The 24546-nt window shown below is 62.2% G+C and carries 24 protein-coding genes and 1 pseudogene; 13 read left to right on the forward strand and 12 right to left on the reverse strand.

Annotated features, from left to right (window positions below):
* Positions 1-411: 411 nt before the first annotated feature.
* Positions 412-1191: a peroxide stress protein YaaA gene (gene yaaA, locus OXH74_RS13485; protein ID WP_375737472.1), complete on the reverse strand. Its 780-nt coding sequence runs from the start codon at positions 1189-1191 to the stop codon at positions 412-414.
* Positions 1192-1444: 253 nt separating this feature from the next.
* On the opposite strand from yaaA, the gene dmeF reads away from it, so the two are divergent.
* From dmeF to OXH74_RS13515, 6 genes are all read left to right on the forward strand, one after another.
* A complete protein-coding gene (dmeF, locus tag OXH74_RS13490) occupies positions 1445-2425 on the forward strand; it encodes a CDF family Co(II)/Ni(II) efflux transporter DmeF (RefSeq protein ID WP_375737473.1) in 981 nt (326 codons plus the stop codon).
* Positions 2426-2692: 267 nt separating this feature from the next.
* On the forward strand, positions 2693-4084 hold the full coding sequence (locus OXH74_RS13495) for a PhoH family protein (protein WP_215378133.1): 1392 nt from the start codon (positions 2693-2695) through the stop codon (positions 4082-4084).
* A gap of 98 nt (positions 4085-4182) precedes the next feature.
* Positions 4183-4653, forward strand: coding sequence for a cyclic pyranopterin monophosphate synthase MoaC (gene moaC, locus OXH74_RS13500; RefSeq protein WP_375737474.1), 471 nt, complete (start codon positions 4183-4185; stop codon positions 4651-4653).
* A gap of 2 nt (positions 4654-4655) precedes the next feature.
* Positions 4656-4904, forward strand: a complete 249-nt coding sequence (locus tag OXH74_RS13505) for a MoaD/ThiS family protein (protein ID WP_215378138.1) — start codon at positions 4656-4658, stop codon at positions 4902-4904.
* 1 nt (position 4905) lies between these two features.
* Positions 4906-5358, forward strand: a complete 453-nt coding sequence (gene moaE / locus OXH74_RS13510) for a molybdopterin synthase catalytic subunit MoaE (protein ID WP_375737475.1) — start codon at positions 4906-4908, stop codon at positions 5356-5358.
* A 306-nt stretch (positions 5359-5664) separates the two neighbouring features.
* Positions 5665-6441 (forward strand): ABC transporter substrate-binding protein, encoded by a 777-nt coding sequence (locus OXH74_RS13515; RefSeq protein ID WP_375737476.1) that lies wholly within the window; start codon positions 5665-5667, stop codon positions 6439-6441.
* Positions 6442-6626: 185 nt separating this feature from the next.
* Here the strand turns inward: OXH74_RS13515 and OXH74_RS13520 are convergent, their stop codons facing one another.
* From OXH74_RS13520 to OXH74_RS13560, 9 genes and pseudogenes are all read right to left on the reverse strand, one after another.
* On the reverse strand, positions 6627-7259 hold the full coding sequence (locus tag OXH74_RS13520) for a transcriptional regulator (protein ID WP_375737477.1): 633 nt from the start codon (positions 7257-7259) through the stop codon (positions 6627-6629).
* 82 nt (positions 7260-7341) lie between these two features.
* Positions 7342-8466, reverse strand: coding sequence for an NAD(P)/FAD-dependent oxidoreductase (locus OXH74_RS13525; protein WP_375737478.1), 1125 nt, complete (start codon positions 8464-8466; stop codon positions 7342-7344).
* A 9-nt stretch (positions 8467-8475) separates the two neighbouring features.
* Positions 8476-9435, reverse strand: coding sequence for an ornithine cyclodeaminase family protein (locus OXH74_RS13530; protein WP_375737479.1), 960 nt, complete (start codon positions 9433-9435; stop codon positions 8476-8478).
* Between the two features lie 161 nt (positions 9436-9596).
* On the reverse strand, positions 9597-11072 hold the full coding sequence (gene rhlB / locus OXH74_RS13535) for an ATP-dependent RNA helicase RhlB (RefSeq protein ID WP_375737480.1): 1476 nt from the start codon (positions 11070-11072) through the stop codon (positions 9597-9599).
* Between the two features lie 97 nt (positions 11073-11169).
* On the reverse strand, positions 11170-12327 hold the full coding sequence (locus tag OXH74_RS13540; protein WP_375737481.1) for a dipeptidase: 1158 nt from the start codon (positions 12325-12327) through the stop codon (positions 11170-11172).
* 196 nt (positions 12328-12523) lie between these two features.
* The gene (locus OXH74_RS13545) at positions 12524-13462 is read right to left on the reverse strand and encodes a GGDEF domain-containing protein (protein ID WP_375737482.1); all 939 of its coding nucleotides are present in this window, start codon (positions 13460-13462) and stop codon (positions 12524-12526) included.
* A gap of 294 nt (positions 13463-13756) precedes the next feature.
* A complete protein-coding gene (locus tag OXH74_RS13550; RefSeq protein WP_375737483.1) occupies positions 13757-13897 on the reverse strand; it encodes a hypothetical protein in 141 nt (46 codons plus the stop codon).
* A 41-nt stretch (positions 13898-13938) separates the two neighbouring features.
* Positions 13939-14641 (reverse strand): annotated as a pseudogene (locus OXH74_RS13555) (AMP-binding protein); the annotation flags it as partial.
* Positions 14598-15281 carry an alpha/beta hydrolase gene (locus tag OXH74_RS13560; RefSeq protein ID WP_375737484.1) on the reverse strand — a complete coding sequence of 228 codons (684 nt, stop codon included), beginning with the start codon at positions 15279-15281 and terminating at the stop codon, positions 14598-14600. The gene OXH74_RS13560 and the pseudogene OXH74_RS13555, both read right to left, overlap by 44 nt.
* A 475-nt stretch (positions 15282-15756) precedes the next feature.
* On the opposite strand from OXH74_RS13560, the gene OXH74_RS13565 reads away from it, so the two are divergent.
* The 7 genes from OXH74_RS13565 (at position 15757) to OXH74_RS13595 (ending at position 21897) form a co-directional block, all read left to right on the forward strand.
* On the forward strand, positions 15757-16785 hold the full coding sequence (locus tag OXH74_RS13565; RefSeq protein ID WP_375737485.1) for an amino acid ABC transporter substrate-binding protein: 1029 nt from the start codon (positions 15757-15759) through the stop codon (positions 16783-16785).
* 108 nt (positions 16786-16893) lie between these two features.
* Positions 16894-18078 carry an amino acid ABC transporter permease gene (locus OXH74_RS13570; RefSeq protein WP_375737486.1) on the forward strand — a complete coding sequence of 395 codons (1185 nt, stop codon included), beginning with the start codon at positions 16894-16896 and terminating at the stop codon, positions 18076-18078.
* Positions 18079-18088: 10 nt separating this feature from the next.
* A complete protein-coding gene (locus tag OXH74_RS13575; RefSeq protein ID WP_375737487.1) occupies positions 18089-19186 on the forward strand; it encodes an amino acid ABC transporter permease in 1098 nt (365 codons plus the stop codon).
* A gap of 9 nt (positions 19187-19195) precedes the next feature.
* The gene (locus OXH74_RS13580) at positions 19196-19957 is read left to right on the forward strand and encodes an amino acid ABC transporter ATP-binding protein (RefSeq protein WP_375737488.1); all 762 of its coding nucleotides are present in this window, start codon (positions 19196-19198) and stop codon (positions 19955-19957) included.
* A gap of 92 nt (positions 19958-20049) precedes the next feature.
* The gene (locus tag OXH74_RS13585; RefSeq protein ID WP_375737489.1) at positions 20050-20520 is read left to right on the forward strand and encodes a nuclear transport factor 2 family protein; all 471 of its coding nucleotides are present in this window, start codon (positions 20050-20052) and stop codon (positions 20518-20520) included.
* Between the two features lie 66 nt (positions 20521-20586).
* Entirely contained in the window at positions 20587-20895 is a 309-nt protein-coding gene (locus tag OXH74_RS13590) for a GIY-YIG nuclease family protein (protein ID WP_375737490.1), read from the forward strand.
* Between the two features lie 66 nt (positions 20896-20961).
* A complete protein-coding gene (locus OXH74_RS13595) occupies positions 20962-21897 on the forward strand; it encodes a glutathione S-transferase family protein (protein ID WP_375737491.1) in 936 nt (311 codons plus the stop codon).
* A 182-nt stretch (positions 21898-22079) separates the two neighbouring features.
* On the opposite strand, the gene yejK is transcribed toward OXH74_RS13595, so the two are convergent.
* Both yejK and OXH74_RS13605 read right to left on the reverse strand, forming a co-directional pair.
* Positions 22080-23090 carry a nucleoid-associated protein YejK gene (gene yejK, locus OXH74_RS13600; protein ID WP_375737492.1) on the reverse strand — a complete coding sequence of 337 codons (1011 nt, stop codon included), beginning with the start codon at positions 23088-23090 and terminating at the stop codon, positions 22080-22082.
* A 68-nt stretch (positions 23091-23158) separates the two neighbouring features.
* Complete coding sequence (locus tag OXH74_RS13605) at positions 23159-24493, reverse strand: TAXI family TRAP transporter solute-binding subunit (RefSeq protein ID WP_375737493.1); 1335 nt, start codon at positions 24491-24493, stop codon at positions 23159-23161.
* Positions 24494-24546: the final 53 nt, after the last annotated feature.

The raw sequence follows: 24546 nt of genomic DNA on the forward strand, positions 1-24546 counted from the left end.
GTGTCCGGCTTTTCGGATAGTTCCTACCGTTCGTCCCGAATTTGATCTATTGCATTTTTTTGACTATGGGGTGATTGCAGGGTAGTGGCGATGTGTTGGTATTTTGGTGTTCATGAAGTTTCGATGTTGCAAATTGCAAGTTTTCCAGCATTGCATTTTGCAAGTTGCCACTATTTAACTTTGTTGATAGAGGCAGTTTGATTATGAAATGCCACGAATGGCAAAAAGATATTCCGGCAAAAAATGGGGCTGGCCTTCGGCCTGCTTTGTGAGTGATTTGGCTATGTCTGCACTAGCTGTTGCCAGGAATAGTCCGTCGAGCGAAGAGTCTTGTAGGAGCGAGGGGAATGCGGCCAGTTGCACGTGGTGACCCCCTCTCCTGTTTACGGGAGAGGGGCGGGGGAAGGGCGGTCAGTCCTGCGGATGGTCCCGCAGGAACACCAGGCTATTCGGTTTGGAGTGCGCCACGGAAAAACGATACCCGTCGTAGTTGAAGTCCTTCAGACCCTCGGGGTCGTTCAGCCGCTCCTTGATCACGTAGCGCGCCATCAGGCCGCGGGCCTTCTTGGCGTAGAAGCTGATGATCTTGTATTGGTCGTTCTTCAGGTCCTTGAATTCGGTATCGATGAGGCGGGCCTTCAGCGCCTTGCGCTTCACCGAACTGAAGTACTCGTTGGAGGCCAGATTCAGCAGGACGTCGTCGCCCTGGGCTTCCAGGGCTTCGTTCAGCCAACCGCTGATGCGCTCTCCCCAGAAGGCATACAGGTCCTTGCCGCGCGCGTTGGCCAGCTTGGTGCCCATTTCCAGGCGGTATGGCTGCATCAGGTCCAGCGGCCGCAACAGGCCATAGAGGCCGGACAACATGCGCAGATGAGACTGGGCGAAGTCGAAGTCCGCTTCGCTGAAATCCTCGGCGTTCAGGCCGGTGTAGACGTCGCCCTTGAAGGCCAGCAGCGCTTGCTTGGCGTTCTGGGGAGTGAAATCCGGGTGCCAGCTGCCGTAGCGGGCGACATTGAGGCCTGCCAGTTTGTCGGACAGGTGCATCAGCTCGGCGATGTCGGTCGGCGTCAGGGTGCGCAGGTGCTGGATCAGCTCCTGGGCGTGATCCAGGTGTTGCGGCTGGGTATAGCGCGCCGTCACTGGCGGGGTCTCGTAGTCCAGGGTCTTGGCGGGGGAAATCACCATCAGCATGAGTCGTCTCCTTCGGGAACCCGGCGATTCTAGGGATTTAGGGACGATGACTCCACCTATGGGGATCATTGGCTAGTCTGCAAGAAAGGCCATTCCAGGCCGGGTGAAAACTGCTGCGCTCGATCATGCGGCGTTAGAGCAGCCCCGTGCGCGAGTCCAACCAAAATGCGCATTTACAATGCACAAGCCGCGCTGTTCTTGCCTGACCTTCGTTCGTGTTGTTTTCACACGGTCCGATCGCAGGGGACATGTCATGGACAACTGCAACCACTCACGCTGGGAACCTTCCCACGACTACCGCCCACTGGAGCACGGCGGCGAGCGACAGGCGTGGCTGGTGGTGGCCTTGACCGGCGGCACCATGCTGGCGGAGATCGTGGCCGGCCTCTGGTTCAACTCCATGGCACTGCTGGCTGACGGCTGGCACATGGCGTCGCACATGGTGGCCATTGGCATGGCGGCGTTCGCTTACCGCCTGGCGCGGCACTATGTGCAGGACCCGCGTTTTACCTTCGGGACGTGGAAGGTCGAAGTGCTGGCCGGTTTCGCCAGTGCGGTCCTGCTGATGGTGGTCGTGCTGCTGATGGCCTTGGAGTCCCTATGGCGTTTGTGGCTGCCGGTGGAGATCGGCTATGAGGTCGCCTTGTGGGTGGCGGTCGTCGGATTGGCAGTCAATCTGGCCTCGGCCAGGCTGCTGCGGGACAAGCACGAACATGGCCATGCTCACCACGACCACGACCACGACCATGCACACGGGCATCGGCATGGTGGGCTGGATCTGAATCGCCATGCGGCCTATCTCCATGTCCTGGCGGATGCCCTGACCTCCGTGGCCGCCATTTTCGCCTTGTTGGGCGGCATGCTGCTCGGCTGGGCGTGGCTCGATCCGCTGATGGGATTGCTGGGCGCGCTGATCATCGGCATCTGGGCCAAGGGCCTGCTGCTGGAAACCGGAAAGGTGCTGGTGGACCGCGAGATGGACCGCCCCCTGGTGGAGCTCGTGCGCACCACGCTGGAGCGCATTCCGGACACTGAAGTGGCCGACCTGCACCTCTGGAGGGTCGGTCGCACACAGTTCGCCTGCATCATCAGCCTGGTGACCCACGGCGAAACTTCTGCGGATCGTTACAAGGCGCGCCTGGCGGGCTTTTCAGAACTGGTGCACGTGACCGTGGAGGTCAATCGCTGCGGCGGGGAGGGGGTTGCCGAGGAGGGGAACGACTTTCGACTTTAAACGGCGAAATGTCCCCACGCCAAGGTTTTTTTGTCGTGAATAAAAAAATAATCAGACTGCGAAAAAATTACTTTTTTCTGTCATCCGGAATGGAGTATTAACGAATCAAGACCGCCGAATCCTGCAGACAGGTGGCGGCCATCGGCCCTCACTTGTTAGCACCATCTCCTGCCCCGGCATGACCCGGGAGGGAGTGGTCGGCGGCCCTCCGCGGCGGAGCGCCAGTCTGGCATTCCGTCGCCTGGCCAGATAAGAAGGTGACCGAGTATGGATGACCACGGACGCTCCCGCCCTACCGCTCCAACCTTGTACGCCCTCGATACCAACGTCCTGATCCACGATCCCAATGCGCTCCTGAACTTCCAGGAACACCACGTGGCCATTCCAATGACCGTGCTGGAAGAACTGGACAAGTTGAAGACCGGGAAGCAGGGTGTCGCCGCCGAATGTCGCCAGGCCATCCGCAATATCGACAAGATCCTCGGCGGAGCCTCTCCCGAGGAAGTCGAGCACGGTGTACCCATCCAGCGCGAGAAGAGCGGCCCCTGCGGCTTCCTCTCGATTCTCATGAGCAAGCGTGCAGCCCCGATCACCTGGCTGCCGGAAGACCTCAACGACAACAAGATCATCAACCAACTGGTGGAGCTGAAGAGCCGCAAACCGGGGATATCCGTGGTGCTGGTGACCAAGGACATCAACATGCGCCTCAAGGCGCGCGCCTGCGGCATCGACTCGGAGGACTACCACACCGACCAGCTGGTCGACGACGTTTCCCTGCTGTCTCGCGGTTACCATGACATGCCCGGCTCCTTCTGGGAGCGCGTCAGCAAGGTGGAAACCCGCCAGGACCATGGCCGGACCTGGCATCGGGTGCAGCTGACCGACAACCTGCCGGCGGTGCACGTCAACGAGTTCATCGTCGACGAGCAGGGCTTCGTCGGCTGGATCAAGGGCATCAAGGACGACGAGTTGCTGATACTCGACCTGCACCAGGAGCCCTTGCTGCACCAGGAAGCCTGGGGCCTGCGCCCGCGTGATGTGTATCAGGCGCTGGCGCTCTATGCCCTGCTCGATCCGGACATCCACCTGGTCAACCTGACCGGCGCGGCGGGCTCGGGCAAGACCATCCTGGCGTTGGCCGCGGCGATTGAGCAGACCATGGTCAGCAAACGCTACCGGCGCATCATCGCCACCCGCAGCGTGCAGGGGCTGGACCAGGAAATCGGCTTCCTGCCCGGCACCGAGGCGGAGAAGATGGAGCCTTGGCTGGGGGCCATCACCGACAACCTGGAAGCCCTCCACATGGAGGATGAAAACACCCACGGCAGCGTGGACTACATCCTCAGCAAGGTGCCCCTGCAGTTCAAATCGCTGAACTACATCCGCGGGCGCAGCTTCCAGCAGAGCCTGATCATCATCGACGAGTGCCAGAACCTGACGCCGCACCAGATGAAAACCATCATCACTCGTGCCGGCACCGGGTCCAAGGTGATCTGCCTGGGCAACCTGGCGCAGATCGATACCCCCTACCTCTCCGCGCCGAGCTCCGGCCTGACCTACCTGACCGAACGCTTCAAGGACTTCCCCCATGGCGTGCACATCACCCTGCAGGGTGTACCGCGCTCCGTGCTAGCCGAGTTCGCCGAAGCCCATATGTAACGTCACTGTCCGCCGGGCGGCACCTGCCGCCCAGGCTGTTTTTCTGTATACAATCTGCCTCCTGCGGGCCCTGAACGGCCCGCCCGAGGAGACTAGCAGTGCTGACCCATCTCGATTCCCAAGGTCGTGCCAACATGGTCGACGTCACCGACAAAGCGGTGACGTCCCGTGAGGCAACGGCTGAAGCCCGCGTGCGCATGCGCCCGGAAACCCTCCAGCTGATCCAGGCCGGCGGCCACCCCAAGGGCGACGTGTTCGCCGTGGCGCGCATCGCCGGCATCCAGGCGGCGAAGAAGACTTCCGACCTGATCCCGCTCTGTCACCCGTTGATGCTCACCAGCGTCAAGGTTGAGCTGAGCGCCGAAGGCGAAGACACCGTGCACATCGTCGCGCGGTGCAAGCTGGCCGGGCAGACGGGGGTGGAAATGGAAGCCCTGACCGCCGCCAGCGTTGCGGCCCTGACCATTTACGACATGTGCAAGGCGGTGGACCGCGGCATGACCATCGAAAGCGTGCGCCTGCTGGAGAAGCTGGGCGGCAAGAGCGGCCATTACCAGGCCGGGGAGTGAAGATGATTCGCGTGCAGTATTTCGCCCGTTACCGTGAAGCGCTCGGCATTGACGGCGAGCAACTTGGCTGGGTTTCGGGCTTCGCGAAGCTGGATGACCTGCGCCGTCATTTGCTGGCCCGGGGCGGTGTCTGGGAGGTGCTGGACGAGCAGAACCTGATGTGTGCGCGCAACCAGGAACTGTGCAGCCTTGACGAGGCCCTCGCCGATGGCGACGAGGTCGCCTTCTTCCCTACCGTTACCGGAGGCTGAGATGGCTATTCGCGTACAGGAAGCCGCTTTCGACCCAGGTGCCGAACTCAATGCCATGCACGCCGCCAACGTCGGTGTGGGCGCGGTGGTCGGTTTCGTCGGCTACGTGCGCGACTTCAACGACGGCCAGGACGTCGCCGGGATGTTCCTCGAGCACTACCCCGGCATGACCGAGAAAGCCCTGGAAAAGATTGCCCAGGAGGCCAGCCTGCGCTGGCCCTTGCTCAAGGTGGACATCCTCCACCGCATCGGCCGCCTGGAGCCGGGCGAGCCCATCGTCTTCGTCGGTACCGCCAGCGCCCATCGCCAGGCTGCATTCGATGCCTGCAACTTCATCATGGATTTCCTCAAGACCCGCGCGCCATTCTGGAAGAAGGAAGACACCGCTGGAGGGCCACGCTGGGTCGAGGGCCGTTGCAGCGACAAGGCTGCGGCAAAGCGGTGGGAAAACTAGGTCCTGGCATTTGCCTTGTGTGAGCGAATGAATTCGCTCACATCCAAACACACTGACATCGAACCCGGCACATGTCGGGTTTTTGCTGCCTGCCAACTGGGTATTGACGATTTGTACATTTAAGTCCAGCATGGACTCACAAGTACAAGATTGGCGGCGTCCCATAATGATTATCAGCCAGCTATCGTCGAATCCCTGCCCATGCCGGCCTGACCAGGCTGTACCTTCCTCTGCCTCGCAATCCAATTCGAATCCGCTCGCCCAACCCTTGCGGCGGGCCTCCATCCGTACTGCGGGAGTCGCACCATGAAGAAGCTCGTTCTGCTGGGCAGCCTTGCCCTTACTCTGCTGGCCTCCAGCGTCTTTGCCGCCGATAAGCCTTTGCGCCTCGGCATCGAAGCAGCCTATCCGCCCTTCGCCTTCAAGACGCCGGCAGGTGAGATTTCGGGCTTCGACTACGACATCGGCAACGCCATGTGCGAGGAGATGAAGGTCAAGTGCCAATGGGTCGAGCAGGAGTTCGATGGGCTGATCCCATCGCTCAAGGTGAAGAAGGTCGATGCCGTCCTCTCGTCGATGACCATTACCGACGAGCGACGCAAATCCGTGGACTTCACCGACAAGTATTACTACAGCCCGGCACGCTTGGTGATGAAAAAAGGCTCGACCGTCGACCCCGAATTCAAGAGCCTGGCCGGCAAGACCATTGGTACCCAGCGCTCCACCACCACCGACCGCTTCGCCACTGAAGTGCTGGAGCCCAAGGGCGTGAAAGTGGTGCGTTACAGCACCCAGAACGAAATCTACCTGGACGTGATTTCCGGTCGTCTGGATGGCGTGCTGGCCGATGCCTTCCCGCTCAACGAGGGCTTCCTGAAAACCGAGAACGGCAAAGGCTATGAGTTCGTCGGCCCGGTCTTCCAGGACCCGCAGTACTTCGGCGAGGGGGCGGGGATTGCGGTGCGCAAGGGCGACGACGCGCTGCGCGAGAAATTCAACGCCGCCATCAAGACCCTGCGCAGTAATGGCAAGTACCAGGCGATCCAGGCCAAGTACTTCGAATTCGATATCTACGGCGAGTGATGGTCGAACCAACATGAAAAAGCCGCGCATTGCGCGGCTTTTTCGCTTTGTAGCGCCGGACATCCATTTTTGTCCCCTCTCCCTCTGGGAGAGGGCTGGGGTGAGGGAAGTTGGGGCCCCCACGGATCCAGCCTACCTTCGCGAATGAATTCGCTCATGCAAAGAGGAAGGGGCAGAGCAGGGCGCTAAACCGACTCTTCCTTCAATTCCTTCAAGTGCTTGTAAACCGTCGCACGGCCCATGTTCAGCACATTGGCCACATAGTTGGCGGCGCTCTTGCCCTTGAATGCGCCCTCGGCGTGCAGCGCCAGTACCAGCTCGCGTTTGTGCTCGCGGGTCAGCAGGTTGAGGCCTAGCTGGCGCTGCTGCAGCCAGTTATGCAGGAAGGTATTGATACGCTCCTGCCAGTCATCGCGGAACAGCGAGTCCGGCTGGGGGATCACCTTGCTGGAGGAAAGGAACAGGTCCAGGGCGGCCTTGGCCGACTCGAACATCGAGATATTCAAGTTTATGCAGAGGACCGCCATCGGTGTGCCCATGGCATCGCGCAGTACCGTGCTGATGGAGCGGATTTTCTGGCCGTCCCAGTTGAGCTTCTCGTAGGGGCCGATGTTCCGCTCGTCGACCTCGCCGGTGAGCATGTCTTCCAGGGCCGCATCGTCCCCTATGCAGCGCTTGGAGATGTTATTGGCGATGTAGTCGATCTTCTGCGTGCGCAGGTCGTGCAGCACCACCTCAGCATGGGGGAAGAACAGGTTGGCGATGGCGTCGGCGATGGCCCGGTAGTTGTCCAGGCTCGGGTCTTGGCGGGGCGTCATGCGGGCGGCTCCGAAGGCGGGAAAAACGGCGCCGGGCTCGATTGGCCCGGCGCTGCGAGTGTGGCGCAAAGCTCCATTGGCGTCACCCCAGGCGCGCAGGGGAGAGCATCGCCTCGTTCAGCCCGTAGCGGATGAGGTGCTCCGGCAGGGGTTGGTGCAGGATCAGGCAGGTGCTCGCCTCCCCCATCGCAGCGGAGGTCTGGATGCCATAACCGCCTTGACCGGCTACCCAGTAGAACCCCGGCGTTTGCGCGTCATAACCGGACACCAGGTCGCCATCGGCGAAGAACGAACGCAGCCCGGCCCAGACGCGCATCGGCCGTCGGATGCTCATGGTGGTGTGGTCCTCGATCAGGTAGATGCCGAGGGCGATGTCCAACTCCTCCGGCTGTACATCATGAGGCTGCACCGGGTCGGCATTAGCCGGGGAACCCAGCAGCACGCCGGCATCCGGCTTGAAGTAGAAGGACTCGTCCAGGCTGACCAGGGCCGGCCAGCGGCGGCTGTCCACGCCTTCCGGCGGCGAGAAGATGAACGCGGCGCGGCGTTTGGGCTGCAAGCCCAAGGGTTTGACGCCGGCAAGTTCCGCAAGGTGGTCGCACCAGGCGCCAGCCGCGTTGACCAGCACGGGCGCCAGGAAGGTACCCGTGGTGGTGGTGACTTCCCACAGCTCGCCTCGGCGCTGGATGCCGGTCACTTCGGCTCCGTTGTGAATCTGGCCATTGTTGTGGCGGATACCGCGCATATAACCCTGGTGCAGGGCGTCGGTGTCGATGTCGGCTGCACTGGGGTCGAGCATGGCACCCTGGACCTTTTCGCGTCGCAGCACGGGCACCAGCTTGCAGGCTTGCTCCGGGGTGAGCATCTGCATCTCGGGCACATTCTCGCAGGCGCTATCGAACTGGCGTTGCAGTTCCTGCGGATCACCGGTGAAGTCGACCACCATTTCGCCGCGCGGGGTAAGAATAGGGTGCTCGCTGAAGCCTTGCGGCGGCGCATCGAAAAAAGCGCGGCTGGCGGCGGTCAGCGCACGAACCTGGGGCGTGCCATAAGCAACGGTGTAGAGCGCGGCGGAACGCCCGGTGGAGTGATAACCCGCCTGTTCTTCCCGCTCCAGCACAGCGACGCGTCCATGTCGGGAAAGCCAGTAGCCGGTGGAGGCGCCTGCGATGCCAGCGCCGATGATGATGAAATCAACCTGGTTCATGTGCATTCCTCACTGGCCTTGCCGGGTCAGGTGATAGAGGGCGTTGGCCAGCGCCATGTCTTCCAGGCCAAGGCCGATGGAACGGAAGAATACCGGGCGGCTGTAATCCGGGCGCGGCACCGCACCGCTCAGCAACTCGGGCAGGTCCCCGCAAATCTGCTCACAGCTCCAACCATTCTGTTCGGCTGCCAGCAGCATTTCCCCGGCTGAGCCCGGCGTGGTGGCGCGGTAGTCGCAGTAAACATCCATTTCAGCCAGGGCCGCAGGCGGCACCTCGTGGGCGCGCGGGGCGTTGGTGCTGATCGAGGTCACCAGGGCTGGTTTACCCAGTCTCAGCGGGTCGAGTATGGGGCTTGCCGAAGAGGTGCAGAGCATAACGACATCCGCATCGGCAATGGCCTGCTCCAGGCTGGCACACAACTCCATACGTGGATCCAGCGCGCGCAGTTCGGCATGGATCGCAGATTGCTCGCCTGCCAGGCTTGGGGAGTAGACACGTATGTCCTGCCAGTCCCGCAGGTCCTTCACGTAATGAATGTGCGCGCGAGCTACGGCGCCGCTGCCGATCACTGCGAGGCGGCGGGCCTGCGCGGGCGCCAGGGCGTCTATGGCCACGGCGGTAGTCGCCGCGGTGCGCGCGGTGGTCAGCTCACCGGCATCGCAGAGCAACAACGGCTCGCCGGTTTCCATGGACATCAGAAGGGTCCAGGCGGTTACCAGGGCGCCATCGGCGGTCTTGATGTAGGGCGAGGTCTTCACGCCGTAGACACGTTCCTTGGCCATGACGCCGAGGTAGTTGATGAAGTCTCCAGCCCCCGCCGGAAACTCCACAAGTTGCTGGGCGGGCTGCACCGCCTCACCGGCCGCGAGGTCTTGAAACATCCGACGCATGGTTTGGCGGACGTCGATCTGCTGCAGCAGGCGGCGGGCTTCGGCGTGCGGGATGACATAGGGCGTGGCGCTGGACATGAGACGTTCCTGGACTTGAAATAAACTTATCTGTCCATTCTGGACTTTTAGGTATATTTCAGCAAGCGCCGGGCGTCTGCCCATGAAACCGTAGCCAACAGGGTGGTGAGGGCAAAAAAAAAGGCGAAGCCGGGGCTTCGCCTTTTTTGATCGTGTTGCGATCAGTGATGCTTGCGCGGTACCGATTTGAGCAGTTCGGCGGGGGGCATCTCGCAGTTGATCTTGCGACCCAGCAGTTCCTCGATCGGCGGCAGGGCGAAGGCGTCGTCCTCGCCGGCGAAGCTGATGGACGTACCGCTGGCTCCGGCGCGGCCGGTACGACCGATGCGGTGCACGTAGTCGTCCGGGTCTTCCGGCAGAGTGAAGTTGATCACATGGCTGATGCCGTCGATATGGATGCCACGACCGGCGACGTCGGTGGCCACCAGGACGCGGATCTTGCCTTCGCGGAAACCTTCCAGGGTCCTGATGCGCTTGTGCTGCGGAACGTCGCCGGACATCTGGGCGGCACTGATGCCGTCGCGGGTCAGGCGCTCCTCGATGCGGCGCACCTCGTCCTTGCGGTTGGCGAAGACCATGACGCGGGTCCAGTCGTTCTGGTCGATCAGGTTGTATAGCAGCTTGTACTTGTCGCTGCCGGCGACGGCATAGACATGCTGCTCGACGGTTTCGCTGGCCACGTTTTCCGGTTCGATCTCGACGATGGCGGGGTCGACGGTCCACTGCTTGGCCAGGTTCATCACGTCTTCGGTGAAGGTGGCGGAGAACAGCAAGGTCTGGCGCTCGCCCTTGTACGGGGTCTGGCGGATGATCTGGCGAACCTGCGGGATGAAGCCCATATCGAGCATGCGGTCGGCTTCGTCCAGCACCATCACTTCGACCATGTCCAGGTGCACTTCGCCGCGCTGGTTGAAGTCCAGCAGACGGCCGGGCGTGGCTACCAGGATGTCGCAGAAGCGCGATTCCAGTTGCTTGAGCTGCTTGTCGAAGTCCATGCCGCCGACGAAGCTCATCACATTGAGGCCGCTGTGCTTGGTCAGCGCGGCGGCATCCTTGGCGATCTGCACCACCAGTTCACGGGTTGGCGCGATGATCAGTGCACGGGGTTCGCCCATGTAGCGCTCTTTCGGCGGCGGGGTCTGCAGCAGCTGGGTGATGATCGATATGAGGAACGCGGCAGTCTTGCCGGTGCCGGTCTGGGCGCGGCCGATGGCGTCCTGGCCCTTGAGGGTGAAGCCCAGCACCTGCGCCTGGATCGGCGTGCAGTAGGGGAAGCCGAGGTCGTGGATCGCGTGCATCAACCGTGGGTCGAGGTTGAAGTCGTGGAAGCGGGTCTTGCCTTCCTGGGGTTCTACCGCGAAGTCTTCCAGCTTCCAGTTATTGACCGGGGCTGCGGTTTTGGCGGGACGCTCGCGGCGCGGCTTGTCGGATTTCGGTTTGTCGCTGCGGGGTTTCTTCTCGCCGCGTGGGGGGCGCTCTGCGCTGCCTTCAGCTTTTTCGCCTGCGGTACGAGGCGCTCTCTTGGGCTTTTCCGGGCGCTCTTCGCTCTCGGCGCGAGCAGGGGCGGGTGCTGATGGGGTGGGGCTGGTTTGGGGCTCTTCGCCCTTGCTGAATATCTTTTTGAGTGCCTTGAGCACGGTGATCTCGTCAATTTGATTAAGGAGTGAACGCCCGCCAGTGTAAAGCAAGATGCCCGCGCGGCGAAGTGGCGCGGGCTACGGAGCATTGCGGGGCTTAAGGCAGGGCCTCGAGCAGCAGTCGGCGCACGTTGCCACCCATGATCGCGGCGATATCTGCCTCGCTGAAACCGGCTTCCTGCAAGCCCTGGGTGAGCTGGGCCAGGCCGCTGGTGTCGAATGGCGTGTGGACGGTACCGTCGAAATCCGAGCCAAGGGCCACGTGCTCGACCCCGACCTTGTCCGCGGTGTAGCGGATAGCGCGGACTATGGCGGCTACCGAGGTTTCGCAGACCGCGGCGTCCCAGTAGCCGATGCCGATGATGCCGCCCGTGGCGGCGATGCCCTGCAGGTGCTTGTCGGTAAGGTTGCGCGAACCCGGGCAGGTGCCTACGACGCCAGTGTGGGAAACCAGCACAGGGCGTTCCGCCATGGCCAGCACGTCGTCGATCAGCGCGCGGGAGGCGTGGGCCAGATCCACGATCATCTTTTTCTCTTCCAGCTGCGCGATCACGCGACGCCCAAAGGGCGTCAGGCCACCTTTTTCCAGGCCATGGGCGGAACCACCGACTTCGTTGTCGAAAAAGTGGGTGAGACCGGTGATACGGAAACCAGCATCGTAGAGCCGGTCGACGTTCTCCAGCTTGCCTTCCAGCGGGTGCAGGCCTTCGGTAGCGAGAATGGCGGCGGTTCGCTTGGGGTCCTTGTTCCAGGCCTCGAGGAAGCTGGCCAAGTCGGCGCGCGAGCGAACCAGCACCAGCTTGCCCTGGCTCTCGGCCGCGGCCTGCTGGAGTTTGTCACCTTGGTACAGGGCGCGCTGCAGGAGACTGGTCCAGGTAGGTTTTGGCCAGCGCTGGGCCAGGACCAGCAGGGTGATGTTGTCGCTGTCGGCGCCATTACTCTCGTAGTTGAGGCCGCGTGGGGTCTTGGTGACCGTGGAAAACACCTGGAGGCCGACCCGTCCTTCGAGCAGGCGCGGCAGGTCGCTATGGCCGAAGTCGTGGCGCTCCAGCAGGTTGCGGTTCCAGAGCAGGGCGTCATCGTGCAGGTCGGCGACGAACAGGGTGTCGTGGAGTTTTTCTGCGGCGGGAGAGGCGGGGTAGGGCGGCGGCGTGGCCACGCTGTTCATTCGGCGGTCGAGCAGGTTTGGCAGGCTGAAGAAGATTCCCAGGCCGACGGGGATCAGCACGAGCACGGCGATCAGGGTTTTGCGCATGTCCAGCATCCTGGCTGTGGTGTTGTCGTGCCTCGCACTCTAGCAAACGGATGTTTGAATGCGTGGGAAATTGCTGCGCCGCTTAGGGGCTCCGCTGTAGGGGCCAATTGATTCGCCAAGCAAGCCGAAGGCCGGCCAGTGGGGACGGGCCGCGGTCCTTCGCGAATGAGTTCGTTCCTATAACCAGACGTTGCTTTCAGCCGTGAAGGCGGTTGCGGCCGTTCTGCTTGGCTTGGTAGAGGGCGCTGTCGGCGCGGGCAATCAGCCCTTGCAAGCTGTCCCGCTGGTGCATCTGGGCAAGGCCAATGGAGACGGTCACGCCTGGGAGCACACCCAGTGGCGAATAGAAAGAGGTGATCTGCTCCAGACTGACGCGCAGCCGCTCGCCGATGGGACGGGCGTCGTTTTCGCCCAGCTCCGGCAGCAGTATCACGAACTCCTCGCCACCAAAGCGAGTCATGCTGTCCTTGGGCCGGAGCTGGCTGCGCAGGGTGTGCGCTACCAGGCACAGGGCATAATCGCCGGCCAGGTGGCCATGAGTGTCGTTGTAGGCCTTGAAGTGGTCGACATCCAGCATGAGCATGCTCAGTGGACTTCCATTGAAGGCACAGCGCGTGCTTTCCCGCACGTAAATGTGTTCCAGCCAGCGGCGGTTGTAGAGCCCGGTCAGGGTATCGATGTTGGCGTGCTGTTCAGTGTCCAGGATGATGCGGTTGCCCTGGCGTACCCGTTCGCAGAGCAGCTCCAGCAGGTTCTGCATCATTTGCGGCGATTGCCGGAGCAGACCGACCAGGGCGTCCCGGTGCAAGCGCAGGACGGTGGAGGGTTCGCCAGCGACCACATAGGCACTGGGGCAGTTGTTGTCGATGAAGCTGATCTCGCCGGCGCATTCGCCCGGCATCAGGTTGGCGACCGGGGTGTTGTCGACCGACCCCAGGTGGACATCGAGCCTTCCGGCAAGCAACAGGTAGAGGTGCTGGTTGCGGTTGAAGGGCGACAGGACGACTTCTCCTGCCGCCAGATCGCATGCGCGAAACTCCGTCAGCAGCCGCTTGAGGTTGCCGGGAGCGACATTGTGGAAAAGCCGCGCCTGACTGAGTTGCTGCAAGTCTTCCTGCCACTTGATGTGCTTCATCGCTGCAAAGGACCTGATTGGCAGTCGAAGCGGAGGGCACCGCTGACGTTCCTTATCTATGGGTCGAGACCGGCGGTTGACATTATTCCGGCCGTTCTGGGCTGGCAATGCTCGTTCAAAGTTCGGCCGACCAGCGGCCTGATTTATGTCAGTAACGTAACGTTGGCTGAAATTCGCGACTTATACCGCCACAAACGACACGGCAGGCGATCACGTCGTTGCCGGGCCTGTCGGTTTGTTCGAGTCGAAACCAGCCTATCCCCTATGAATCCTGCGGATTTGCAGGCTTGGGATTCATGGTAGCTGGCTTTCTGCCATTAGCTCGTATTTGATCGAGAAGCCGGCGAGGAAGGCGTTGAGCTGGCTCTCAAGGTCGGTCGAGAGGGCCGGCACATGGATTTCGACGAGCTGGCCGTTGCGGTCGTCGCTGATCACCCTGACCGTTATGCCTGGCGCTGCTCGACAATGCGACGGATGGCGTCAAAACGCAGCGTGCCGTTCTTGTCGAGCATGGCGATCTTCACCTGGCAGTAAGGCATGCGCATGCCGATGGAGGCGGTCCGTCATTCGCCCGCTGCAGGATTGCCACACGAGCCGCAGGTCCCTTCGGTGAGGCCATGGCCTTCGATAAGCTTGAGTCCGGTCTTGGCTTCGAACTGGCGGATCAGCTCGATCGGCATGGGCGCGGCGCCGCACAGGACACAGCGCAGGCTGGAGAGATCGTGGCCCTCGCTGAGCACCTGGAGCAATCCTGCATAGATGGTCGGTACGCCGCTGAAGAAGCTCACCCTGTAGCGTTCGATGACCTTCCAGAAATTCTGGATCAGCCGCGTGCTGCGGTAGCCGTGGGGGGCGATGAGGATTTCAGCACCCGCGAAGAAAGGAGCGAGGCCGGTCACCATCATGCCGTCGACGTGGAATAGTGGTAGGCCGCACAGGGAACTGTCGGTTTCCCCGAGGTTGATCGCATAGGCGAGGACCATCCCCACTTCTACGGTGGTTGTGCGGCGCCAGCTTGGGCGTGGTGCCGGTGGTATGGAAGTAGGAAGCCACGTCGTCGGGGGCTATGACGCGGCCGCTTTGCAGGTGGTTGCTGGGGAAGCCCTCGAGCAGTTCGTCGAATTCGAGGACGCCCTCAGGCAGGGTGCCGCGCTGAGCCTTGATGGCGCAGCCGCTCGGCCAACCAGGTGCCGATATCGCGGATCTCCTCTGGCAGAACCTCATGGGCCATCGGATAGGCGCGCCACTGCACGGCCACCCCGGCCCTGGCCAGGCGGTCGTGGGCGGAACGGCCCATTGCCGGGGTCACCACGTCGTCGAAGCTGCCATGCAGGCACAGTACCGGCAGTTGTTGTTTTGTTTCCGTCAGTTGCATTTCGTCACTGAACGTCGGGGCGTAGGTGGAGAGCGCGAGGACGCCGCCCAGTGGGCCCTGCCAGCGCAGGAACGCGGTGTGCAGGACAACGGCGCCGCCTTGGGAGAAACCGGCCAGGAAAATGCGCGCCGGGTCGATCCCTCCATCGCGCAGCGCTTCGATCAGGTTGATCACCTGCTGCGCCGATTCTTCCAGTTGTGCCTGGTCGATGGCGCGCTCCGGGCTCATGGCGAGGATGTCGTACCAGGAAGGCATGGCCCAGCCGCCGTTGATGGTGACTGGCCTGGTCGGCGCTTGCGGTAACACGAAGCGCGTGCTGTCGAGCACCTCCTGGAGCGCCTCGGCTACCGGGAGGAAGTCGTAGCGATCGGCGCCCAGCCCGTGAAGCCAGATGACACAGGCGTCAGCGGCAAGTGTGGGCTCAAGGATCAATGTGTCGCTCATGTGTGGCTCCGTTGTGGTGCTTCTGCCCACTTGGGGGGCAGTGCGTTCTGGGTAAGGTGGTTGATAACTGAATAATTTGTCGCAACGCTAAAACTTTACCTATTGACCTATAGGAAAGGCCCTGCTGGTTGCTGTCTGGTACGGCCCTTGCTAAGCGTCCTCCAAGCGAATTGTCCCATCAACCGGGTAACACTGGTGGGGCGAAACGGGTTGGTCACCGGTTGCAACCGGTGTCTTGCAAGCGCCCGCCAAGTGCCGACGATGGCATGGCAATGGGCGAAATCCGTCTCCAGCCCGTTCTACAAATGGGCGAGGAAGAGTCGGCTGGCGTGCGGAGCAGTGCCAACTAGACTCTTTCCTTAGGTCTGACACCCCGGTTGACCTTTTCTGGTGCATCGAAAGGTTGAACCTGCCTCACGAGGGTACGGCGGTGGGACCGAGACTCCAACACCAATAAAAGCAACTGGAGGTTTTGATGAAGATGGTGAAATCCACCCTGGCCGTGCTGACCGCGGCAGTTGTGCTCGGTGCCAGCGGTATCGCCCAGGCGGGCGCCACCCTGGACGCGGTGAAGAAGAAGGGCTTCGTACAGTGCGGCATCAGTGATGGCCTCCCGGGCTTTTCCTACGCTGATGGCAAAGGCAACTATCTGGGTATCGACGTCGACGTCTGTCGCGCAGTAGCGGCGGCAGTATTTGGCGATGCCAAAAAGGTGAAGTTCAGCCCGCTGACTGCCAAGGAACGTTTCACCGCGCTGCAGTCCGGCGAAGTGGATGTCCTGTCGCGCAACAGCACTTGGACCAGCTCCCGTGATGCGGCCATGGGCCTCAACTTCACCGGGGTGACCTACTACGACGGCCAGGGCTTCCTGGTGAACAAGAAGCTGGGTGTTTCCAGTGCCAAGGAACTCGATGGCGCGACCGTCTGCATCCAGGCCGGTACCACCACTGAACTCAACCTCGCCGACTACTTCCGCGCCAATGGCCTGAAGTACACCCCCATCACCTATGACACCTCCGACGAGAGCGCAAAATCGCTCGAGTCCGGCCGTTGCGACGTGCTGACTTCCGACCAGTCCCAGCTCTATGCGCAGCGCATCAAGCTGGCGGCACCGGACGAGTACGTGGTACTGCCGGAAGTGATCTCCAAGGAGCCCCTTGGCCCAGCCGTGCGCCAGGGTGACGAGGAGTGGTTCGACATCGTGCGCTGGTCGCTGTTCGCATTGCTCAACGCAGAAGAGCTGGGCCTGAACTCGAAGAACGTCGAAGAGCAGGCCAAGACCACCAAGAACCCCGACATCGCCCGCCTGTTGGGGGCTGAAGGTGACTTCGGCAAGGACCTGAAGCTGCCGAAGGATTGGGCAGTCCAGATCGTCAAGCAAGTTGGCAACTATGGTGAAGTCTTCGATCGCAATATCGGTGCCGGTAGCGAGCTGAAGATCGAGCGTGGTCTAAACGCCCTGTGGAACAAGGGCGGTCTGCAATACGCACCGCCGGTGCGCTGACCGTCGCCCGGCGGCTGCATGATGCGCCGCCGGGTTTGAGTTCCGTTTAGCGAGAAGTCCGGCTGGCCGCATTCCCGTGGGCCAGCCGGGGCTTCAAAGAGGGCTGTCATGCAAAATCCTGCAAGTACCCCGCGCCCCCGTGGATCGGTCTGGACCGACCCCAAGGCGCGCGCGTGGCTATTCCAGATCATCGCGGTCATCGCGGTCATCGCCATGGGTTGGTTCCTGTTCCAGAACACCCAGCACAACCTGCAACAACGCGGCATCCTGTCCGGCTTCGGATTCCTCGAACAGAGCGCTGGCTTCGGAATCTCCCAGCACCTGATCGATTACACCGAGAGCGATACCTACGCTCGCGTCTTCGTCATCGGCCTGCTCAACACCTTGCTGGTGTCCTGCATCGGCATCTTCTTCGCTACCATCCTGGGGTTCATTCTGGGGGTGGCGCGGCTGTCGCCCAACTGGCTGATTCGTAAGTTGGCGACCATCTATATCGAGACCTTCCGCAACATCCCGCCGCTGCTGCAGATCTTCTTCTGGTACTTCGCGGTGATGCTGCCGATGCCCGGTCCGCGGCAGAGCCTGAGCCTGGGGGAGAATTTCTTCCTCAACAACCGTGGGCTGTACATGCCTGCACCGACCCAGGCGGACGGATTCTGGCCATTCATGGTGGGCATGGTGCTGGTGCTGCTGGCGATTATCGCCGTGGCCCGCTGGGCCAAGGTCAAGCGCGAGGCAACCGGCGAGCGCTTCCCGGTGCTGATCACTTCGCTGGTGCTGCTGATCGCGGTTCCGTTCCTCGTGGCCCAGGTGTTCGGCGCACCGTTCATCTGGAGCGTGCCGGAGCTCACGGGCTTCAACTTCCGGGGTGGCTGGGTGGTGGTCCCTGAGCTGATCGCCCTGACCCTGGCGCTGACGGTGTACACCGCGGCCTTCATCGCCGAGAACGTGCGTTCCGGCATCCAGGCGGTCAGCCATGGCCAGACCGAGGCGGCGCGTTCGCTCGGACTGCCGGCGGGCAAGCTCCTGCGCCTGGTGATCATCCCGCAGGCCCTGCGCGTGATCATCCCGCCACTCACCAGCCAGTATCTGAATCTGGCCAAGAACTCGTCCCTGGCAGCCGGTATTGGATATCCGGACATGGTGTCGCTGTTCGCCGGAACCGTGCTCAACCAGACCGGCCAGGCCATCGAGGTGATCGCCATCACGATGAGCGTCTACCTGGCCATCAGTATCAGCATTTCGATTCTGATGAACTGGTACAACAAGCGCATTGCGCTGATCGAGCGGTGAGGTCCGAGCCATGACGACACATGTATTCAAGCCCGACCAGCCGCCACCGCGCCTTAGCGTTGGCGCACTTGGCTGGATGCGTTCCAACCTGTTCTCCAACTGGTTCAACTCCTTGTTGACCCTGTTCGCCATCTACCTGATCTGGCTGATGGTGCCGCCGCTGCTGCAGTGGGCGTTCTTCCAGGCCGACTGGACCGGCACCACCCGGGCCGACTGCACCAGCGAAGGTGCTTGCTGGGTGTTCATCAAGATGCGTTTCAGCCAGTTCATGTATGGCTTCTACCCTGAAGCCCTGCGCTGGCGGGTGGACCTGGCGGTCTGGCTGGCGATCATCGGCGCTGCGCCGTTGTTCGTGCCCAAGTTCCCGCACAAGGCTATCTATGGCCTGGGATTCCTGGTGGCCTATCCGCTGCTCGCGTACTGGCTGCTGCATGGCGGTTTCCTCGGCATGGAAACAGTCTCCACCAGCCAGTGGGGCGGGTTGATGCTGACTCTGGTGATCGCCTCCGTGGGCATCGTCGGTGCATTGCCACTGGGCATCATGCTGGCACTGGGCCGGCGTTCCGACATGCCGGCGATCCGCGTTCTCTGCGTGACCTTCATCGAGTTCTGGCGCGGCGTTCCGCTGATCACCGTGCTGTTCATGTCCTCGGTGATGCTGCCGCTGTTCCTGCCCGAGGGACTGAGCTTCGACAAGCTGCTGCGCGCGCTGATTGGGGTAATCCTGTTCCAGTCGGCCTACATCGCCGAAGTGGTGCGGGGCGGCCTGCAGGCCATTCCCAAGGGGCAGTACGAAGCGGCTGCCGCGATGGGCCTGGGCTACTGGCGGATGATGGGTCTGGTGATCCTGCCACAAGCCCTGAAGCTGGTGATTCCCGGCATCGTCAACACCTTCATCGCCCTGTTCAAGGACACCAGCCTGGTGATCATCATCGGTCTGTTCGACCTGCTCAACAGTATCAAGCAGGCCACCACCGATCCGACCTGGCTGGGCATGGCGACCGAAGGCTACGTCTTCGCCGCCCTGGTGTTCTGGATTTTCTGTTTCGGCATGTCCCGCTACTCCATGAGCCTGGAGCGCAAGCTGGACACCGGCCACAAGCGTTAGGAGTCACCCATGACTGAAGCAAGCAAAAGAACCGCCGGCGAGCCGATTATCCGCATGCAGGGCGTGAACAAGTGGTACGGCCAATTCCACGTGTTGAAAGACATCAACCTGGAGGTGCAGCAGGGCGAGCGTATCGTCCTCTGTGGGCCCTCCGGCTCCGGCAAGTCGACCACCATCCGCTGCATCAACCGCCTGGAGGAGCACCAGCAGGGGCACATCATCGTCGATGGCACCGAACTGACCAACGACCTCAAGCACATTGAGGCAATCCGCAGCGAAGTGGGCATGGTGTTCCAGCACTTCAACTTGTTCCCGCACCTCACCGTGCTGCAGAACTGCACCCTGGCGCCCATGTGGGTACGCAAGATGCCCAAGCGCAAGGCCGAGGAAATCGCCATGCACTTCCTGGAGCGGGTGCGCATCCCCGAGCAGGCCAACAAGTACCCGGGCCAGCTCTCCGGCGGGCAGCAGCAGCGGGTGGCCATTGCTCGCGCGCTGTGCATGAAGCCGAAGATCATGCTGTTCGACGAACCCACCTCGGCGCTGGATCCGGAGATGGTCAAGGAAGTGCTCGACACCATGATCGGCCTGGCCCAGGACGGCATGACCATGCTCTGCGTGACCCACGAAATGGGCTTCGCCCGCACCGTGGCGAACCGGGTGATCTTCATGGACAAGGGTGAGATCGTCGAACAGAACGAACCTCACGCCTTCTTCGACAACCCGCAGAACGAGCGGACCAAGCTGTTCCTGGGGCAGATCCTGCACTGAGGCGTCGCTTGTTGCGAAAGGAGCCTTCGGGCTCCTTTTTTCATGGATTCATGCCGTACCCTCCTTACACCACGTGTTTGCCGGAGTCCCCCATGGCCCATCCCAACGCCGAACTCATCACCCGCTTCTACCAGGCCTTCCAACGCCTCGACGCGGAAACCATGGCCGCCTGCTACAGCCCCGACGTGCGGTTCAGCGATCCGGTGTTCCCCGATCTGCGCGGCGAAGAGGCGGCCGACATGTGGCGCATGCTCGCCAGCCGTGCGCAGCAGTTTTCCCTGACCTTCGACGGTGTCGAGGCGGATGACCGACAGGGTCGCGCACGCTGGGTGGCGACCTACCTGTTCAGCCAGACCGGGCGAATGGTGGTCAATCGCATCGAGGCGCGCTTTCGCTTCGAGGATGGCCGCATCACTGAGCATCGTGACAGCTTCGATGTGTGGCGTTGGGCGCGGCAGGCACTAGGTGCCAAGGGGCTGCTGCTTGGCTGGCTGCCGGTGGTGCAGGGCAAGGTCCGCCAGCAGGCCGCACGTGGCTTGGCCGCCTATCGCGCCGGGCGTTGATGGCCTGGGCTTGTGCCAGGCAGCGGCACAGTGCCTAATCTCGCCGCTTCCCCACTGGACTATCCGATGTCTGAAAAACCCACCCCCGCAGCCAAGCCCTGGTTCGTCTACCTGGTGCGCGCCGAGAACGGCGCTTTGTATTGCGGCATCAGTGACGACCCACAGCGGCGTTTCGCCCAGCACCAGAGCGGCAAGGGCGCGCGCTTTTTCCATTCCAGCCCGGCCCAGGCGCTGGTGTTCGTCGAGTCCTGCATCGACAAGGGTGAGGCCTTGCGCCGCGAGCGTGCCATCAAGCAATTGCGCAAGGCGGCCAAGGAGCGTCTGGTGCTCCTGGGAATGCCAATCCAGCCGGCTGATGCCTTGGTATCAGGCTGACCCCGTGTGCCTGGGGTGTGAGCCCGGTTAAGCTGCGCCATCATCCGATCCGACATGGAGCCTGTCATGCATGAGTTGATCCTGCACCATTACCCGACCTCGCCCTTCGCCGAGAAAGCCCGTCTGATGCTGGGCTTCAAGCAGCTCTCCTGGCGGTCGGTGCTGATCCCGCCGGTGATGCCCAAGCCGGACCTCACCGCTCTCACCGGTGGCTACCGCAAGACCCCGGTGTTGCAGGTAGGCGCAGACGTCTATTGCGACACCGCGCTGATCGCCCGTCGCCTGGAGGCGGAGAAGGCCACTCCGGCCCTGTTCCCTGAGGGTCAGGAGTTCAACGTCGCCAGCTTTGCCCTGTGGGTGGACTCGGTGATCTTCCAGCATGCCGTTGCCCTGGTGTTCCAGCCTGAGTCGGTAGCCGTGCGTTTCGGCAAGTTGCCACCGGAGGCGATCAAGGCCTTCATCGCCGACCGTTCCGGGCTGTTCAGCGGGGGCAGCGCCACCCGCCTGCCGCTGGAGCAGGCCAAGCACAACTGGCCGACCTTGATGGCACGCGCAGAGCAGCAGCTGGCGCGCAGCGAGGGCGATTTCCTGTTCGGCGAGCCCTCCATTGCCGACTTCTCCCTGGCCCACGGCCTGTGGTTCCTCAAGGGCACCCCGGTCACCGCGCCGTTGGTGGATGCTTACCCTGACGTGTCGGCCTGGCTGGGGCGCGTCCTGGGCTTTGGCCACGGCTCTCCCAGCGAACTGTCCGCGACCGAGGCGCTGGAAATCGCCCGTAACGCGTCGCCGGCGGCACTGCCGGATGAGGATTTCGATGAGCCGAACGGCTTCGAGCTCGGGCAGAAAGTGCGAGTGGCAGCCACCGATTACGGCGTCGATCCGGTGGAAGGCGAGTTGCTCTTCGCTGGCCGTGAAGAACTCATCCTGCGCCGCGAAGACGAACGCGCCGGCGTTGTGCACGTGCATTTCCCGCGACTGGGCTTCCGCATCGAGGCGTGTTGAGTGGTGGGACGCTGCTCTTGTGGGGGCAAATTCATTCGCAAAGGGCCGCAAAGCGGCCCCTGATTGGCTGAGGAGCAGTCTTTCGGGTGCCTTGGTGGGTGAATTCGCCCCTACAGGAAAAGCCCCCGGACGCTAATCAGCCTCCACAAAGACAACGCCCGGTACTGCCGGGCGTTGTCGTTTCAATCTTCCTTGCGGCGCTTGAGCTGGTCCTTCAGCTGGGTCGGCAGCTGGCGGATGATCAGCATGTCGCGGCCCTCGTCGTACTCGACCTTTGAACCCAGCAGGTGTGCTTCGAAGCTGATGGACAACCCTTCGGCGCGGCCGGTGAAGCGCTGGAACTGGCTAAGGGTGCGCTTGTCCGGCGGAATCTCCGGGGAGAGGCCGTAGTCCTTGTTGCGGATATGCTCGTAGAAGGCGCGCGGACGTTCTTCATCGATCAGCCCGGACAGCTCTTGCAGGGTGATCGGCTCGCCCAGTTTGGCCTGGGTGCTGGCGTAATCCACCAAGGTCTTGGTCTTCTCGCGGGCCTGCTCTTCGGCCAGGTCTTCGCTCTCGACGAAATCACTGAAGGCTTTGAGCAGGGTGCGCGTCTCGCTGGGCGGGTCAATGCCTTCCTGGCAGCCGATGAAGTCGCGGAAGTAATCCGAGACCTTCTTGCCATTCTTGCCCTTGATGAAAGAGATGTATTGCTTCGACTGCTGGTTGTTCTGCCACTCGGACAAGTTGATGCGTGCTGCCAGGTGCAATTGGCCCAGGTCCAGGTGCCGGGCTGGTGCCACGTCCAAGGCGTCGGTGACGGTCACGCCTTCGCTGTGATGCAGCAGGGCGATGGCCAGGTAGTCGGTCATGCCTTGCTGATAGTGGGCGAAGAGCACATGGCCGCCTATGGAGAGGTTGGACTCTTCCATCAGCTTCTGCAGGTGCTCAACGGCCTGGCGGGTGAAGGCGGTGAAGTCGCGGCCGCCGTCCTGGTACTCCTTCAGCCAGCCGCTGAAGGGGTAGGCACCGGACTCTTCGTGAAAGAAGCCCCAGGCTTTGCCCTGCTTGGCGTTGTAGCTCTCGTTGAGGTCGGCCAGGAGGTTTTCCATGGCCTGGGATTCGGCCAGTTCGCTATCCCGGGCATGCAGCACGGCGGCGCTGCCGTCGGGCTTCTTGTCGATGAGGTGGACGATGCAGTGGCGGATGGGCATGGGGTTCGACCGTTGGAGAAAGACGCTCAGCCGGCGCGCGGGAGCGCCGGCGGGAAAAGTGCGCCAGTTTACCCGACCTGCTCGTTGGCTGCCTGCCGTCGCTGCAAGGCGTATAACCGTTCGATTACATAGCGCAGGTGCACGTGCAGGTCATACAGCTCGTTGGAGTAGGAGAGCGGCACCTCGACCTTCGCCAGGCGGTCCTCCAGACTCTCCAGGCGCTCGATCTCGGCACTCAGCTCGTCCGGCAGGGCGCCGGCGTCCAGCTTGCGGTCGATTTCGCGCAGGTACTTGTACCAGCGGTAAATGCGCGCCCGAATGCGCCAGCGGTAGATTGGACCGACGGCCTTGAGCAGCGGAATCATGATCACGATCAGCGGGATCAGCAGGATGATGTAGCGATCCGCCAGCGAAGCGATGCGGAAGGGCAGGTAGCGCTGCAGGATCGGCAAGCCCTTCTCGTAGTAGTAATCGGCCTCGTCGAGCGTCGGCAAGGTTTGCGGTTTGGCGCTCGGGTACTGGCCTGCAGCGTCGAGGAGGGTACCGTTCTTCATCACTTCGCGGGCGGCTTCGAGGATCAGTGGTGTCAGTGAGGTGTGGAAGCTGTCGTTGGCCACCAGGGTGGCGACGGGGGCCAGGGTACGGATGTCCTGCGAGGGGCTGTTCGTCGCAAGGTTGAGCAAACCTTCGCCGACCTCCAGTTTGGTCAGGAAGGGCAGGCGGGCGCCGTAGGCAGCGCTGCGGCGGAAGCTGACCAGGTCCAACTGCGGCTGCGCCGCCAGGCGCTGGATCAGCGGGTTTTCCGCCGGACCGATGAAAAACGCAGCGTCCAGATCCCCAGCGATCAGCGCCTCGGCGGCCGGGGTGCCGCTGAAGGCCTTCCATTCGGCGGGATACTGGTCTTCATTGATCTGGTTGGCGCTCAGGATGGCATCGCTGATCGAGCGGGTGCCGCTGTTCGGTGCGCCAATGGCTACTCGTAGCCGCTTCAGGTCGGCCATGCTGTCGATCTCCAGCTCCTTGTGCTTGAACAGCCACAACGGCTCCTGAAACATCACGCCCAGGCCGTGCAGCTTTCCACGCGCCTGGTTGTCCAGCGTCAGCTCCTGGCCGCTCTGGATCAGCGCGATCTCAACGTCGCCGGCCTGTAACTTGGCCAGGTTGTCCAGCGAGCCGCTACTGGGCACCAGCTCCAGCTCGAAGCTCTGTTTGGCCAGCTCGGCCTTGAGCTTCTCGCCGAACTCGCTGTAGCCGCCGGAGGGGCTGCCAGTGGCCAGGCGGGCATGCATGGGCGGCGGCGGAGCGACAAAGTAGAAGAGGGTGCCGACCAGCGCCGCCAGCACTGGAATCAACCAGAGGTTGGCGAGCAGCATGATCTTGATGTCGCGGAAGATGCGTTGCATGGAATTCCCTGTCGGCAGCGGTCAGCAGTAAGGATAGTAACAAGCGGTCCGGT

This window comes from Metapseudomonas boanensis, assembly GCF_042232855.1.
In the GTDB taxonomy this organism is placed as follows: domain Bacteria; phylum Pseudomonadota; class Gammaproteobacteria; order Pseudomonadales; family Pseudomonadaceae; genus Metapseudomonas; species Metapseudomonas boanensis.

Bases quoted from the DNA above. Each gene is read 5' to 3' on its own strand.
- OXH74_RS13505 (WP_215378138.1), top strand. From the start codon at position 4,656: ATGATTCGCGTGCAGTATTTCGCCCGTTACCGTGAAGCGCTCGGCATT.
- OXH74_RS13495 (WP_215378133.1), top strand. From the start codon at position 2,693: ATGGATGACCACGGACGCTCCCGCCCTACCGCTCCAACCTTGTACGCC.
- moaE (WP_375737475.1), top strand. From the start codon at position 4,906: ATGGCTATTCGCGTACAGGAAGCCGCTTTCGACCCAGGTGCCGAACTC.
- OXH74_RS13525 (WP_375737478.1), bottom strand. From the start codon at position 8,466: ATGAACCAGGTTGATTTCATCATCATCGGCGCTGGCATCGCAGGCGCC.
- OXH74_RS13580 (WP_375737488.1), top strand. From the start codon at position 19,196: ATGACTGAAGCAAGCAAAAGAACCGCCGGCGAGCCGATTATCCGCATG.
- OXH74_RS13590 (WP_375737490.1), top strand. From the start codon at position 20,587: ATGTCTGAAAAACCCACCCCCGCAGCCAAGCCCTGGTTCGTCTACCTG.
- OXH74_RS13570 (WP_375737486.1), top strand. From the start codon at position 16,894: ATGCAAAATCCTGCAAGTACCCCGCGCCCCCGTGGATCGGTCTGGACC.
- yaaA (WP_375737472.1), bottom strand. From the start codon at position 1,191: ATGCTGATGGTGATTTCCCCCGCCAAGACCCTGGACTACGAGACCCCG.
- OXH74_RS13520 (WP_375737477.1), bottom strand. From the start codon at position 7,259: ATGACGCCCCGCCAAGACCCGAGCCTGGACAACTACCGGGCCATCGCC.
- yejK (WP_375737492.1), bottom strand. From the start codon at position 23,090: ATGCCCATCCGCCACTGCATCGTCCACCTCATCGACAAGAAGCCCGAC.
- OXH74_RS13515 (WP_375737476.1), top strand. From the start codon at position 5,665: ATGAAGAAGCTCGTTCTGCTGGGCAGCCTTGCCCTTACTCTGCTGGCC.
- OXH74_RS13545 (WP_375737482.1), bottom strand. From the start codon at position 13,462: ATGAAGCACATCAAGTGGCAGGAAGACTTGCAGCAACTCAGTCAGGCG.
- dmeF (WP_375737473.1), top strand. From the start codon at position 1,445: ATGGACAACTGCAACCACTCACGCTGGGAACCTTCCCACGACTACCGC.
- OXH74_RS13530 (WP_375737479.1), bottom strand. From the start codon at position 9,435: ATGTCCAGCGCCACGCCCTATGTCATCCCGCACGCCGAAGCCCGCCGC.
- OXH74_RS13605 (WP_375737493.1), bottom strand. From the start codon at position 24,493: ATGCAACGCATCTTCCGCGACATCAAGATCATGCTGCTCGCCAACCTC.
- OXH74_RS13585 (WP_375737489.1), top strand. From the start codon at position 20,050: ATGGCCCATCCCAACGCCGAACTCATCACCCGCTTCTACCAGGCCTTC.
- OXH74_RS13565 (WP_375737485.1), top strand. From the start codon at position 15,757: ATGAAGATGGTGAAATCCACCCTGGCCGTGCTGACCGCGGCAGTTGTG.
- OXH74_RS13540 (WP_375737481.1), bottom strand. From the start codon at position 12,327: ATGCGCAAAACCCTGATCGCCGTGCTCGTGCTGATCCCCGTCGGCCTG.
- OXH74_RS13575 (WP_375737487.1), top strand. From the start codon at position 18,089: ATGACGACACATGTATTCAAGCCCGACCAGCCGCCACCGCGCCTTAGC.
- OXH74_RS13560 (WP_375737484.1), bottom strand. From the start codon at position 15,281: ATGAGCGACACATTGATCCTTGAGCCCACACTTGCCGCTGACGCCTGT.
- OXH74_RS13595 (WP_375737491.1), top strand. From the start codon at position 20,962: ATGCATGAGTTGATCCTGCACCATTACCCGACCTCGCCCTTCGCCGAG.